Annotated in this window: 14 protein-coding genes; 8 read left to right on the top strand and 6 right to left on the bottom strand. The window is 60.8% G+C overall.

The window, feature by feature from the left end; genetic code table 11:
• Window positions 1-25: 25 nt before the first annotated feature.
• The 3 genes from GKIL_RS06590 to ybeY are packed head-to-tail and all read right to left on the bottom strand — an operon-like array spanning window position 26 to window position 1,162.
• Complete coding sequence (locus tag GKIL_RS06590; RefSeq protein WP_023172691.1) at window positions 26-232, bottom strand: NAD(P)H dehydrogenase subunit NdhS; 207 nt, start codon at window positions 230-232, stop codon at window positions 26-28.
• Window positions 233-255: 23 nt separating this feature from the next.
• Entirely contained in the window at window positions 256-699 is a 444-nt protein-coding gene (locus tag GKIL_RS06585; RefSeq protein ID WP_023172690.1) for a diacylglycerol kinase family protein, read from the bottom strand.
• The gene (ybeY, locus tag GKIL_RS06580) at window positions 665-1,162 is read right to left on the bottom strand and encodes an rRNA maturation RNase YbeY (protein WP_023172689.1); all 498 of its coding nucleotides are present in this window, start codon (window positions 1,160-1,162) and stop codon (window positions 665-667) included. The genes GKIL_RS06585 and ybeY overlap by 35 nt, the downstream gene beginning before the upstream one ends.
• A gap of 97 nt (window positions 1,163-1,259) precedes the next feature.
• Here ybeY and GKIL_RS06575 point away from each other — a divergent pair, with 97 nt between their 5' ends.
• The 6 genes from GKIL_RS06575 (at window position 1,260) to GKIL_RS06550 (ending at window position 7,536) form a co-directional block, all read left to right on the top strand.
• Window positions 1,260-1,460 carry a hypothetical protein gene (locus tag GKIL_RS06575; RefSeq protein ID WP_023172688.1) on the top strand — a complete coding sequence of 67 codons (201 nt, stop codon included), beginning with the start codon at window positions 1,260-1,262 and terminating at the stop codon, window positions 1,458-1,460.
• 344 nt (window positions 1,461-1,804) lie between these two features.
• Complete coding sequence (locus GKIL_RS06570) at window positions 1,805-5,284, top strand: phycobilisome rod-core linker polypeptide (protein ID WP_023172687.1); 3,480 nt, start codon at window positions 1,805-1,807, stop codon at window positions 5,282-5,284.
• 248 nt (window positions 5,285-5,532) lie between these two features.
• Window positions 5,533-6,018 (top strand): allophycocyanin subunit alpha, encoded by a 486-nt coding sequence (gene apcA, locus GKIL_RS06565; protein WP_023172686.1) that lies wholly within the window; start codon window positions 5,533-5,535, stop codon window positions 6,016-6,018.
• A gap of 37 nt (window positions 6,019-6,055) precedes the next feature.
• Window positions 6,056-6,541, top strand: coding sequence for an allophycocyanin subunit beta (apcB, locus tag GKIL_RS06560; protein WP_023172685.1), 486 nt, complete (start codon window positions 6,056-6,058; stop codon window positions 6,539-6,541).
• Between the two features lie 60 nt (window positions 6,542-6,601).
• Window positions 6,602-6,805 carry a phycobilisome linker polypeptide gene (locus tag GKIL_RS06555; protein ID WP_023172684.1) on the top strand — a complete coding sequence of 68 codons (204 nt, stop codon included), beginning with the start codon at window positions 6,602-6,604 and terminating at the stop codon, window positions 6,803-6,805.
• 299 nt (window positions 6,806-7,104) lie between these two features.
• Window positions 7,105-7,536 (top strand): Spy/CpxP family protein refolding chaperone, encoded by a 432-nt coding sequence (locus GKIL_RS06550; protein WP_023172683.1) that lies wholly within the window; start codon window positions 7,105-7,107, stop codon window positions 7,534-7,536.
• A gap of 16 nt (window positions 7,537-7,552) precedes the next feature.
• Here the strand turns inward: GKIL_RS06550 and GKIL_RS06545 are convergent, their stop codons facing one another.
• Genes GKIL_RS06545 through GKIL_RS06535 form a run of 3 tightly spaced genes read right to left on the bottom strand, consistent with a single transcriptional unit; the run spans window position 7,553 to window position 11,177 of the window.
• Window positions 7,553-8,680 (bottom strand): branched-chain amino acid ABC transporter substrate-binding protein, encoded by a 1,128-nt coding sequence (locus tag GKIL_RS06545; RefSeq protein ID WP_023172682.1) that lies wholly within the window; start codon window positions 8,678-8,680, stop codon window positions 7,553-7,555.
• A 54-nt stretch (window positions 8,681-8,734) separates the two neighbouring features.
• Window positions 8,735-9,424, bottom strand: a complete 690-nt coding sequence (locus GKIL_RS06540) for a response regulator transcription factor (RefSeq protein ID WP_023172681.1) — start codon at window positions 9,422-9,424, stop codon at window positions 8,735-8,737.
• Window positions 9,399-11,177: a sensor histidine kinase gene (locus GKIL_RS06535; protein WP_023172680.1), complete on the bottom strand. Its 1,779-nt coding sequence runs from the start codon at window positions 11,175-11,177 to the stop codon at window positions 9,399-9,401. Before GKIL_RS06535 ends, GKIL_RS06540 begins: the two co-directional genes overlap by 26 nt.
• Before the next feature lie 182 nt (window positions 11,178-11,359).
• Here GKIL_RS06535 and GKIL_RS25220 point away from each other — a divergent pair, with 182 nt between their 5' ends.
• Both GKIL_RS25220 and GKIL_RS06530 read left to right on the top strand, forming a co-directional pair.
• Window positions 11,360-11,515: a hypothetical protein gene (locus GKIL_RS25220; protein WP_023172679.1), complete on the top strand. Its 156-nt coding sequence runs from the start codon at window positions 11,360-11,362 to the stop codon at window positions 11,513-11,515.
• A 31-nt stretch (window positions 11,516-11,546) separates the two neighbouring features.
• The gene (locus GKIL_RS06530; protein WP_023172678.1) at window positions 11,547-11,825 is read left to right on the top strand and encodes a hypothetical protein; all 279 of its coding nucleotides are present in this window, start codon (window positions 11,547-11,549) and stop codon (window positions 11,823-11,825) included.
• Window positions 11,826-11,862: the final 37 nt, after the last annotated feature.

Here is an 11,862-nt window from a genome sequence, read left to right as displayed (position 1 = left end):
AAGTACCCGGATCGGCTCTTTGAACTTACTTTTTGCCGCGCTTTTTGCCCCGCGCTTCGACAACTTCGAGATCGGAGGGCCGGAAGCGCACGTGCTTGAGCCAGTTGCCACCGGCAAAGATGACCCCCACGAAGCCATCGACGACCTTTTGGACCTGGCCTTCAAAGCCGTAGTACAGATCTTTGGAGTTGACAACTTTGACCGGCATTCCGGGACGCAGATCGGTGGCCACAGCCTGCTCTCCTACGTTTATCTTCAAACTAGCAGAAGTTTGGCGGCGAGCAGATGCCAAAGCGGCGGCAGCAGAATGCAGGTGGCGACCACCAGCGAGGCAAAGGAGACCACCAGCACCGCCCCAGCGGCGCAATCTTTGGCAATTTCGGCCAGCCGATGGTACTGTTCGCCCACGATCAGATCGACGGTGGCCTCAAGAGCGGTGTTAATCAGTTCAAAGGCGAGCACGAGGGCGACAGCGAGACCAATCACGGCCATCTCAAGCAAACTGACGTGCAGCATCGCCCCGAGCACAAAGGCGAGGGTGCCCATGCCCAGGTGAATGCGGAAGTTGCGCTGGGTGGCGGTGGCATAGATCACCCCGGCACTGGCATAGGAGAAACTCTTAGAAAGGGTCTCAGCGATGCGCCAGGAGCGCCTTGACGCCGCTTTATCGATCGATTGGGTAGACGCTCGGCCAGTCATACTCGACGTTCACTCCTTTAAGTAGCTCTGCCTGCTTGGTCACCATCGCCTGCCAGGCCGCCTCGTCCGGGTGGTCCCACCCGAGGAGGTGCAGCAGACCGTGAACAGCCAGCCAGCCCAGTTCCGCTTCTATAGCATGACCGAACTGGTTCGCCTGTCCTGTCGCCCTGGGCACAGATAGGACGATGTCACCAAGATAAAAAGGCTCCCCCTCCACCGCCGGCTCCAGTACAGGTCCGGCCTCGAAGGCGAGGACATCGGTCACAGCGTCTAGCTCGCGAAAGCAGGCGTTGAGCTGCCGAATCTCCTCGTCATCGACCAACCGCAAGGTCAACTCCACCGGCTCCGCCGGACGCAAGGCGCTCAACCAGGCGGTAAACCACCTCTGCCAGACTGCTTCTCCGAGCGGGTCGGGGACTACAGCCTGCACATTCAAGTGCATTACGAGCGGCAGGACAGCCATCTCACTGCAACGAGCGGTTAGCGGTTGTTACTAAGAAATTTTACACGCCAGACAGCTTTCTCTCCGCAAAAACCCGCCGAAAGGGTAATTTTGGGCTATGGCAACCCTCGTCTACTGGCTTTTTTGCGGCAGCTTTCTGGCGGCTGTGAGCCTGCACCTGGCCGCCAGTCTGCTCGTCGGCCTCTGGCTTTTGTGGCGGGACGACCTGCTCATCGACTGGCACGCCAACTTGATGATCGCTGCCCTCGGCTTTGGCATCGGAGGCACCCTCGCCGCCTTCTGGCTCCCTGCCGCCTGAGAACCTGAAACCGGCTCTGGGCTTACTACCGTAGCGTTTTGGGTGCAACAAAACTTATCTTTAGCTGCCGTTGATCTCCACCTGACGATGTGGTTTCTTTGTAAACGAAGCTGCAAGGAGCAAAATCGCGCTTCATCAAATGCAATGTTTTTTAACAACGTTTCTTGATGGGTGATTTTGCCGGTGGTGAGGGGTGTGTTTTCTGGCCAGGGACAGTGCGGAGCGATCTTGGGGTCTGTTGTCGATGACGATTGTGCTCCTGGACTCCCGTGTCCTGGTGACATGTTCTGGACTCGCCGGGCAATCTTGCTCTGGTTTGAGTCAAATGTTACGGGAGTGTCTGCATGAGTATCAGGGGAACCAGTGGCAGCACAGTAGCGCGTCCGCGCCTGTATAAGACGGTATTGACCGAGACGATCAGCACGATCAACGCCGAGGACCGTTATCCAAATTCCGGCGAAGTCTCCCAGCTCGATCGCTTCTTCGCGGACGGCCAGCGCCGGGTCGCGATCGTGGCGACGCTGACCGAAAACGCCGAGCGGATCGTCTCGCGCGCTGCCAACCGTATCTTTGTCGGCGGCAGCCCGATGGCCTACTCTGAGCGCCAGCAGGCCAAGGCCCAGGCCCGGCGCACCCCCGGCAACGACGAATTTGGCAATGAGCCTATCGTCGAGGACCGGGGCAACTTTTTAGACGCCCTCAAATCCATCTTCTCGACCCGCAGCAGCGGCGGCACGGTGCGGGCGGCGAGTGACTTTGCGGTCCCGCCCGACTTTGAGCCGATCAATATTGCCCGCTACGGCCCGGAGCGGATGCAAAAATCAATCCGCGATCTGGACTGGTTCTTGCGCTATCTGACCTACGCGATTCTGGCGGGCGATCCGAATATTCTCGAGGCCAACACCCTCGGCCTGCGCGAGATCATCGAAAAAGCCTGCTCGATCAGCGCCACGATCGTCGCCCTGCTTGAGATGCGCAAGGTAGCTTCCAGCCTCTTCAAAGACGACGACGATGCAAAGCTGGTGTCTTCTTACTTCAGCGTCGTCATCCGCGCCCTCGACAACGACCGCTCCGACGCGCCGCCGGACATCGTGCGGCCCAGCTCGGAGGACCGGCCCGGCCTCAAGCTCCCCGCGATCTACAAGCTCTCAGCCGATTCGCTGACGACTTTCAAGATGCCCGTGATCTACGGCGCGGACGGGCGGCCCAAGGTCAATCTCTCCGCCGACGACAAAGAGCGCGTCGTGCGCGCCGCCTACCGCCAGGTCTTTGAGCGCGACCTCAAGCCCTACGGCCAGGGGCTCTCTGACGCCGAATCGAAGGTCAAAAACGGCGAAATTTCGGTGCGCGAATTTATTCGCCGCCTGGGCAAGTCCGAACTGTACCGCCAGCAGTTCTACACGCCCTTTATCAATTCGCGGGCGCTGGAGCTGGCCTTCAAGCACTTTTTAGGCCGGGCTCCCGAGTCGCGGGCCGAGGTGCAAAAATACTTTTCGATTATTTCAAGCCCGAACGTGCGCGGCCAGTCGTCGATTCCGAGCGGCGGCCTGTACGCCCTCGTCGATGCGCTGATTAACTCCGAAGAGTACACGCGCATCTTTGGCGAGGACACGGTGCCCTACGAGCGGTCGCTGGGGGTCGAGGCGCAGCCGTCGTGGAACTGGGGGGCGGCCTACGATCTTTACAACTACGCCGCACCGCGCCGCAAGGTGCCCCAGTTCATCACCTTATTTGCCGACTACACCCAGCCCCTGCCAAACCAGCACCCCTACGGTTCCGGCAACGACCCGCTCGAAATTCAATTTGGAGCGATCTTCAAGAGTTCGACGATCAATCCCCAGGAGCGCCCGGCTCCGATTGGTAAAGATGTCAAGCGCATCTTGATCCGCAACGGCAATCCGATCACCAACGAGCGGGGCAACCCCGACGGAGCACAAGCGGCAGCCACCACCCTCGGACCGAAGGTCTTCAAGCTCACCCAGGCCAACCGGGGACGCTCGAAGGGTCTTGTGCAAAATGCCGGTGTCGTCGGCAACGAGGGCAGCGTCCAGGCATTGATCACCGCCGCCTATCAGCAGATTTTTGGCCGCCAGCTCTACAGCGGCCAGAGGCTGAGTGTACCTGAGATCAAGCTCGAAAACGGCGAGATCAACGTCAAGGAGTTCGTGCGCGCCCTCGCCAAGTCCGAGATCTTCCGCAAGCTCTACTGGGAGAAGTTCTACGTCTGCAAGTCGATCGAGTACATCCATCGGCGGCTGCTGGGCCGGCCCACCTACGACCGGGTCGAAAACAACCGCTACTTCGACATCGCCTCCAAAAAAGGCTTCTACGGCGTCATCGACGCGATCCTCGATTCGGCTGAGTACCAGGAGACCTTTGGCGAGGACGTGCTCCCTTACGAGCGCTACCTCACCCCGGCGGGGCTCAACCTGCGCAAGATCCGCTCCGGCTCGACAGAAGTGCTCAAGACGCCCGCCGCCATCAGCCCCCGCGAGGACAACAGCCGCCTGATGGATAGCGTCATGGCCCTCGGCACACCGATCAACACCCGAGCGTTGCCGGAGCTGTACGTCGATCAGGGGGTACCGGCTCTCAAGCGCCAGCGCAAGGTCTTCAAGCAGTCCGAGGCGACGGACCGGGCTTCCACCGACGCGCTGATCACCGCTACCTACGTCCAGGTCTTTGACAAGGACATCGCAAGCTACATCCGCAAGGAGTTCAGCAACCTCGAAAGCCGCCTGCGCAACCGCGAAATCTCGATCAAAGAATTCGTGCGCCAGCTGGGCCAATCGGAGCTTTATCGCAGGCAGTTCCACGACCGCTATCCGAATACGAAAGTCGTCGAATTTGCCTTCAAGCACTTTTTGGGCCGGGCAGTCAAAACCCAGGCGGAACTCATCAAGTACCACGGGCTATTGGGCCGCCAGGGCTACAAGGCGCTGGTCGGTGCCCTCGTCGATAGCGAGGAGTACGGGCGGCTGTTCGGTGAAGACACGGTGCCTTCCTGGCAGTTCCCGACCCTGCCGGCGGCCAACTATCCCAACTCCGTCGAGCTTTACAACCGCTTCACCCGCCAGGACGACAGTCTGGTGGTGCCCAGCTTCAAGCCGATTAAATCCAAGATGGACATCGCGGCAATGCCCCTGGTGCAGGCGGGCTTGCAGAAGCTGGAGGCGAGCAAGCTGCAACTCGACATGAGCAAGCCGATGTATCTTGAGCTGGGTGTGGCCAGCCGCAGCGGCGGGCAGTCCGTCGAGGTAGGCGTCGGTACCCTCCGCCGCCAGCTGGAGCGCGTCTACCGGGTCACCCCCCAGGCGACGCGCACCGACAAAGATCTGGCGATCAACGCCATCTACCGCCAGGTGATGGACGTCTTCGCCGGTATTCCGCCGGGCTTTTTGCGCCTGAGCGAGGCGGAGTCCAAGCTCAAAAACAACGAAATTTCGGTGCGCGAGTTCGTTCGGCGGCTTGGCCGCTCAGAAAACTACCGCAAGCGTTTCTTTGAGCCTTATCCCAGTCCCAAGGTCGTCGAACTGCTGACCAAGCACTTCTTGGGTCGTGCCCCGATCTCCCAGCAGGAGATCAGCACCTACGTCCAGATTCTCGGGACGAAGGGGCTTGGGGCGGCAGTGGATGCGATCGTCGATTCACCGGAGTACTTATCTGTCTTCAACGAAGATATCGTTCCCTACCGGCGCTACCCGACGTTGCCCGCCGGCAACTACCGCGCCAGTATCCGAATCAACGACGAAGAGCAGATCAACCAGTCGTGGTCGAGCCTTTCGCCGACCTACACCGGTTACCAGTACGCAAGCAGACGCTAGGCACGCTCTACCAGGAAAGTCGTGTTTACCATGCAGCCATCTGTTCACCGAAACCCTCGACGTTCCGTCCGCACTCGCACCTCGCGACTGCCCGGTGCCCCCAAATGCACCAACCTGTGGCATTCTGGGGATTGACAAGTTTTCCGGGTCCGTGCCCGGAGAAGCATCCATCTGCCCATCAGCTGGGGATGAGTGGAGGAACAAGGAGAACCCAGTCGCAACTGACCACTTAAGGGAGGAAGACCTTAATGAGCGTTCTTACCAAAGCGATTGTCAGCGCTGATGCCGAGGCGCGCTATCTGAGCCCCGGCGAACTCGATCGCATCAAGTCCTTCGTCGCTTCTGGTGAACGGCGTCTGCGCATCGCCCAAACCCTGACCGAAGCTCGCGAGCGCATCGTCAAGCAAGCAGGCGATCAGCTGTTCCAGAAGCGTCCCGATGTCGTCAGCCCCGGCGGCAACGCCTACGGCGAGAAGATGACTGCCCTCTGCCTGCGCGACCTCGATTACTACCTGCGGCTCATCACCTACGGCATCGTCGCCGGCGATGTCACCCCGATCGAGGAAATCGGCGTAATCGGTGTCAAGGAGATGTACAACTCCCTGCAGACTCCCATCCCGGCGGTTGCCGAGGGTGTGCGCGCCATGAAGAGCGTTGCCACCAGCCTGCTCTCCGGCGAAGACTCTGCCGAGGCCGGTTTCTACTTCGATTACCTCGTTGGTGCGATGCAGTAACGAGCTTTAAGCGAGAACCATCAGGAGTTTACCAATCATGCAAGACGCAATTACCGCTGTCATCAACAACTACGACGTCCAGGGCAAGTACCTCGACGGCGCTGCCCTCGACAAGCTCAAGGCTTACTTCTCCACCGGGGCGACCCGCGTGCGCGCCGCTGCGGTCATCTCCTCCAACGCGACGACGATCATCAAAGAAGCGGCTGCCAAGGCGCTCATCTACTCCGATCTGACCCGTCCGGGCGGCAACATGTACACCACCCGCCGCTACGCCGCCTGCATCCGCGACATGGACTACTTCCTGCGCTATGCCACCTACGCGATGCTTGCCGGCGATCCGTCCATCCTCGACGAGCGCGTGCTCAACGGCCTCAAGGAGACCTACAACTCCCTGGGCGTGCCGATCGCTGCGACCGTCGGCGGCATCCAGGCGATGAAGGAAGTGGTCGGTGGCCTGGTGGGCCCTGACGCCGCCAAGGAAGCGGGTGTCTACTTCGACTATCTCGCCTCGGGCTTGAGCTAGTTTCGACACTACAGGGGGCGGCTACGCCGCTCCCTCGCCCTCTTTTGACGGGAGAACCACATGAGCCGTTATTTCAAAGTCACCGCCTGCATCCCCAGCCTCAAGCGGGTGCGCACTGGCCGCGAACTGCAGAACACCTTCTTTACCAAGCTCGTGCCCTACGAGAACTGGTTCGGTGAGCAGCAGCGCATTCAAAAAGCCGGGGGCAAAGTTCTGAAGGTCGAACTTTTTACCGGCAGCCAGGGGGCCAACGTCGGAGTCTAGCGGGCCGATCTTCGCCGCCTCGACTCACCCAAAGCTCCGGCCCCCGGAGCTTTTTTTGTACGCCTCGACCTGGAATTTTGACGGGTTTTTGCCTGGCCATTGGTCGAGTTTGACGGCTAAAATCGGGGATCTTTGCACCGATGCGATTGGCTGCAGCAGATGTAAAGCTTATACAGCAAAGATCTTAGCTTCGAGAGCCAGATTAGAAGCTCTTCAAGTAGGCTGTGAGCACCCCTGAACTTGCTGGCACCCGGCTCGTCAATAACAGTAGTTCAGTAATTCCCCTTGGAGAAGATGGCATGAAGCGACCGATTGCCCTACTTGCCGCTCTGGCAGTCCTTGCCAGTGGGCCTGCAGCCTTTGCTCAGACACCGGAGGCGGCTCCGACCGAGGCGCACCACCCCAAGCACGGCAGCCCCCGCTGGCTGAGCCAGCTCAACCTCACCGACACCCAAAAGCAGCAGATCGAGCAGATCTGGACGGCCAGCCGCGAGCAGAACCGGCCCCTGATGCAGCAGATGCGCAGTCTGATGGAGCAGCAGCGCGCCGCCCGCGAGGCCGGCGATGTCTCGAAGTCCCAGGCGATCGAGGCGCAGATCGTCGGTCTGCAGCCGCAACTCAAGCAGGCCCACGAGCAGACCGAGCAGAAGATCCTGGCGGTCCTGACCCCCGAACAGCAGCAGCAGTACCAGCAGCTCAAAAACCAGCGCAAGCCCCGACCGGTGGCTTAAGGGAGCTGGTTTTGCTCTAGGGCGCGCTGTCGCCGTAGGGCACGAAGTGGCCGGCTTCGATCGTAAAGAAGGCGAAGGGTGCTCTGAGCACATCGCCCTTGCGATCGAAGCTGATGGGCCCTCCGAGACCGGCAAAGTCGTGGGTCCTTGCGACGGCGGCGACCACCGCCTGCCGGTCCGGCAATTCTTTGCCCGGTGTCGCGGCAATTGCCGCAAGCAGAACGCGGGTGGCGTCGTAGGTGTAAGGGGCGAAGGGACCGGCGGGATGGCCGTAGGTTTTTTGATAGCGGGCGCTGAAGTTGTTGCCGTTCTCAAGCGCAAGACCGCTCAGATAGGTCCGTTCGCTCCTTTTGCCCAACAGGTCGATGAGCCCCTGCTCTTTGGCTCCGGCACCGCTGACAAAATCACCCTTAAAACCCAGGGCGCGGGCCTGGGAACCGATGAGCCCCGCCTCGGTAAAGAGGCCGCCAAAGAAGAGCACATCCGGTTTGCGGGCGATCGTCCGGGTGAGCAGAGCCCGAAAATCTTTGTCGCCGACGTTGATCCCCTCGAAGGCAGAAACTTTGACGAACTGGCGCTCGAGGTTCTGGCGGACGAATTCGGCCAGCCCTTCGCCGTAGGCCGTCCTGTCATGAACGATGGCGACGTTGTCGGCGCGCAGTTCGCGGGCGATGAAGCGGGCGATCTGCGCCCCCTGCACATCGTCGCGCCCCACCACCCGAAAGACGTTGGCGAAGCCCTGCTCGGTGAGCTGGTAGTTGACCGTGCCGGGAGAAATCATCGCCAGCTCTGCCTTGTGGTAGATCCCGGAGGCCGGGAGCGAACAGCCCGAGTTGAGGTGGCCAATCACCCCCAGCACCTCCGGCGTATCGACGAGTTTTTGGGCGACGGCTACCGCCGTCTGCGGTTTTGCCTCGTCATCGACTGCTACTAGCTCGACTGTGGCCCCCTTGATGCCGCCCCGGCGGTTGGCCTCGTCCACCGCCAGCCGGGCCGCTGCCAGGGCGTCCTCGCCCACCGGTGAAACGGGCCCAGAGAGCGGCCCGGCGAAGCCTACCTGTAATTTGCGCTCACCGGCACAGCCGCCCAGAAACAGCAGCAGGCCAAGGGCAACCAGACTGAAGCCAGCTTGTCGTCTCTCCACGTCGTCTCTCCGCGCACACGTCTCAGTATTGCCGATCCGAGGCGGCTGGAGGGTTCAAGATTCGGGCACGACGAAGCGGTAGCCGGAGCCGTGGACGGTGAGGATATAGCGGGGTTCTTTGGGGTTGTCCTCGATCTTGGCCCGCAGCCGGGCGATATGAAAGTCGATGGTCCGGTTGGTGACGGCTGTATCGTAGCCCCAGACTTCTTGATAGATCTTTTCACGGTCCACCGTCTGACCGGCGCTGCGGAACAGGCACTCCAGCACCTGAAATTCGCGCGAGGACAGATCGAGCCTGGTGCCGTTTTTGCTGACACCCATGCGCTGAAAGTCGATGTGCAGGTCGCCGACGCTGACCTGCTGGGAGGGTTTGCTGTGGGTGCTGCGGCGCAGGACGGCCTCGATGCGGGCGAGCAATTCGTCGATGTTGAAGGGTTTACTCAGGTAATCGTCCGCTCCGAGCCGGAGGCCAAAGACCTTATCGGTGTCGAGGCCACGGGCGGTCAGCATGATGATCGGCGTGCTGATGTTGTCCTGGCGCAGCCGCTGGCAGACTTCCAGCCCGCTCATGCGCGGCAGCATCAGATCGAGGATGATCATCTGCAGTCCCGGCTCGTGGCCGAGTTCGAGGGCAGCGCGGCCATCGCGGGCGAGCCGGACGGTGTAGCCCTCCGATTCGAGGGTCTTGCGCAGCACCTGGGCCAGGGTCTCATCGTCCTCAACGACCAAAATGGGGTTGCTCATAGGGGATCTTTACGGTGAATGTAGTGCCGATGCCGACGCGGCTTTCGACCAGGATCTGTCCCTTGTGGGCACCGACGATCTGCGAAGCGATGGCAAGCCCCAGACCGGTGCCTTCGGTGTCGCAGACCAGGCCGTTGCGCACCCGGTAGAATTTTTGAAAGATAAACGGCTGCTCCTCCGCCGGGATTCCTACCCCCCGGTCCTCGACCAAAAGTTGCAGCACCCGCTTTTCGCCAAAGCCGCTCCAGTAGGTCTGCACCCGCACCCAGGGCTGGTGGTCGCCCGAGTAGCGCACGGCGTTGTCGATCAAGTTGACCAGCACCGTCGTGAGGGCGTTGCAGTCGCCGTAGATTTCACCACTTGCCATCTCGCCTCTGGCGATGATCGCTTCGGGAAACGCCGTCTGGGCGAGGCTGATCCCATGGTTGACCAGTTCGGTGACGTTGATCGCCGTCGGCTTCATCAGTAGCTGGCGCGATTCGAGCTTGGCCATCGTCAGCACCTTCTCGACGACGGAGGTCAGCCGCCGCGCCTCCGAGAGGATGTAGCCCGAAAATTCTCGCGTTTCCTGCTCGCCTCTGGCCCGACCGGAACTGAGCAACTGAGCGGAGGCGATGATCCCCGCCAGGGGCGTCTTGAGATCGTGGGAGACGCCCGCCACGATGTCGGTCTGCAACTCGGAGACCTTGACGGCCACCAGTCCGGCCCGGAAGAGCACCACCAGCAGCGCCCCGATGAGCAGACCGACGACGCCGTTGGCGATCAAAATTTGCGCCTGGCTGCGCCGCGTCGCCTGGCGCAGGTTGCTCTGGGTAATCGCCGAGACGTGCCAGCCACTCAAGAAGCGCTGCTCGGGGGTGATCGCAAAATCGACCCGGATAAAGTCGTCGCAATCCACGTTCTGACGCCAGCGCGGGTGTTCGTAGAGCACCTTGCCCCGCTCGTCTTTAATTTGAAAGTAGTAAGAAGGGCCGGTGAGCGCGGCATCGACGGGAGACGTGTTGAAGGCGGTGGGCTTGTCCATCGAGCGGTTGAGGAGGTACTTGAGCGACTCGGTCACCTCCTTTTTGTCGAGGCTGACGCCCATCACCGCCCGGATGGGCCGGGGAGGCGCGACGACATCCTCGCCGCGCAACGGCACCGGGGACATCGTGTGCATCAGCATCAGCAGGCCGGTGGGCTGGTCGTAAAAAAACTGAAAGCCCGTGTCCTGCCGGCGGGGCGAGAGGGTAAAAAAGTGCGCTTCCGCCCGGCGGACCGCCGCTTCCCGCAGGGGGCTGGTATTAGAATCGCGGGCAAAGGAGAGCTGCCAGTTTTTATCCGCCTCGCGGGCAAACATGAACAGGGCCAGCCGTTCGTCCTTGTGGGGTTGCCGGCCCTTGTCCTGGACGATCATCTCGTTGTTTTTCTTTTGGAGAATGTCGATGATCTGGCGGGCGATGCCGGGCTTGCCGCTGAACAAGAGCGAATGTCTGCTCGTGTCGTAGGCGTGGAAGATGGGCGAGTACGACTGGTAATAGCTGAAGTAGGCTCCGGCGATCGTCCGGCCAATCAGATACTGCATCTGGGCTTTTAAGGCGGCGGTGCCCTGCTCCTCGTACTGGACCATCGCCCGGTACTGCAAAATATCCAGCGTACCGATCGGAATAATCACGCCCAGCAAGATGATCGCTATCGCCTGCAGCTGGTGCTTCAAACTCCACTGGATAGCTGTATAGAAAAGCTTTTCGATCGTCGAAGTGAACCTGCTCATGGGTGTGGATCCTATCAGCAGTACGATAGCGGATCCGCCGGGCACCAGTTGTGAGATTTTATGAGCGGCGGTGAGGCTCTGCGATTGTCTCCTCGCACAACTTCACAGCCTGCCCACATTCTTTGAGCGAACCTGGAGCCCTGAACTTTTAGAGTGAAGCTGTCGATATTGGTGTAGCCGAGATGATCAAAGATACCCCGTTCGACGTGCTGTTGCATCTGGTGTTGCTCGCCATCGTCGTCTCGACGGTGACGGTGGCCGCCTTCTCGATCCCACTGCCTCCCCAAAGCAATGGCCTCGCCACCGCTGAGGCACCGCTACTGCTGCCGGCGGGTTGAATTTTTATTGTCGATTCAGGGTATCCGCACGATGAAAAAGATGATCGCTCCGGCCCTTCCTTGCTCGCTTGCCATTCGCCTCAGAGCCTTGCTGCTGGTTTTGCCGGTTTTCGTGTTCGCCCTCTGGTTTGGGCCGTGTTCGGCGGTGCGCTCAGCTCCCCGCTCCCCTTCCCACCTCCCGGTACACAATCAACGCGTCGGTGTACTCTCCCCCGTCGAGGCGGACCGCAGGGAGAATCTGGCTGGCCGCCGCGACGCAGCGCTGGAGCACAAGCGGCCAGAATCTGCGGCGGCAGTGCGATCGCCCTAGCGCCCGGACGATCGCACTTTGCGCCAAAGATACACTT

Source organism: Gloeobacter kilaueensis JS1 (assembly GCF_000484535.1).
Classification (GTDB): domain Bacteria; phylum Cyanobacteriota; class Cyanobacteriia; order Gloeobacterales; family Gloeobacteraceae; genus Gloeobacter; species Gloeobacter kilaueensis.
Note: the sequence above shows the minus strand (reverse complement) of the source record. Positions and strands in the feature narration are given on the sequence as shown.

What these genes read in the sequence shown, in the direction of transcription:
- GKIL_RS06585 (WP_023172690.1), bottom strand. Translation starts at nt 699, where the DNA reads ATGACTGGCCGAGCGTCTACCCAATCGATCGATAAAGCGGCGTCAAGG.
- ybeY (WP_023172689.1), bottom strand. Translation starts at nt 1,162, where the DNA reads ATGGCTGTCCTGCCGCTCGTAATGCACTTGAATGTGCAGGCTGTAGTC.
- GKIL_RS06575 (WP_023172688.1), top strand. Translation starts at nt 1,260, where the DNA reads ATGGCAACCCTCGTCTACTGGCTTTTTTGCGGCAGCTTTCTGGCGGCT.
- GKIL_RS06570 (WP_023172687.1), top strand. Translation starts at nt 1,805, where the DNA reads ATGAGTATCAGGGGAACCAGTGGCAGCACAGTAGCGCGTCCGCGCCTG.
- apcA (WP_023172686.1), top strand. Translation starts at nt 5,533, where the DNA reads ATGAGCGTTCTTACCAAAGCGATTGTCAGCGCTGATGCCGAGGCGCGC.
- apcB (WP_023172685.1), top strand. Translation starts at nt 6,056, where the DNA reads ATGCAAGACGCAATTACCGCTGTCATCAACAACTACGACGTCCAGGGC.
- GKIL_RS06555 (WP_023172684.1), top strand. Translation starts at nt 6,602, where the DNA reads ATGAGCCGTTATTTCAAAGTCACCGCCTGCATCCCCAGCCTCAAGCGG.
- GKIL_RS06550 (WP_023172683.1), top strand. Translation starts at nt 7,105, where the DNA reads ATGAAGCGACCGATTGCCCTACTTGCCGCTCTGGCAGTCCTTGCCAGT.
- GKIL_RS06540 (WP_023172681.1), bottom strand. Translation starts at nt 9,424, where the DNA reads ATGAGCAACCCCATTTTGGTCGTTGAGGACGATGAGACCCTGGCCCAG.
- GKIL_RS06535 (WP_023172680.1), bottom strand. Translation starts at nt 11,177, where the DNA reads ATGAGCAGGTTCACTTCGACGATCGAAAAGCTTTTCTATACAGCTATC.
- GKIL_RS25220 (WP_023172679.1), top strand. Translation starts at nt 11,360, where the DNA reads ATGATCAAAGATACCCCGTTCGACGTGCTGTTGCATCTGGTGTTGCTC.
- GKIL_RS06530 (WP_023172678.1), top strand. Translation starts at nt 11,547, where the DNA reads ATGAAAAAGATGATCGCTCCGGCCCTTCCTTGCTCGCTTGCCATTCGC.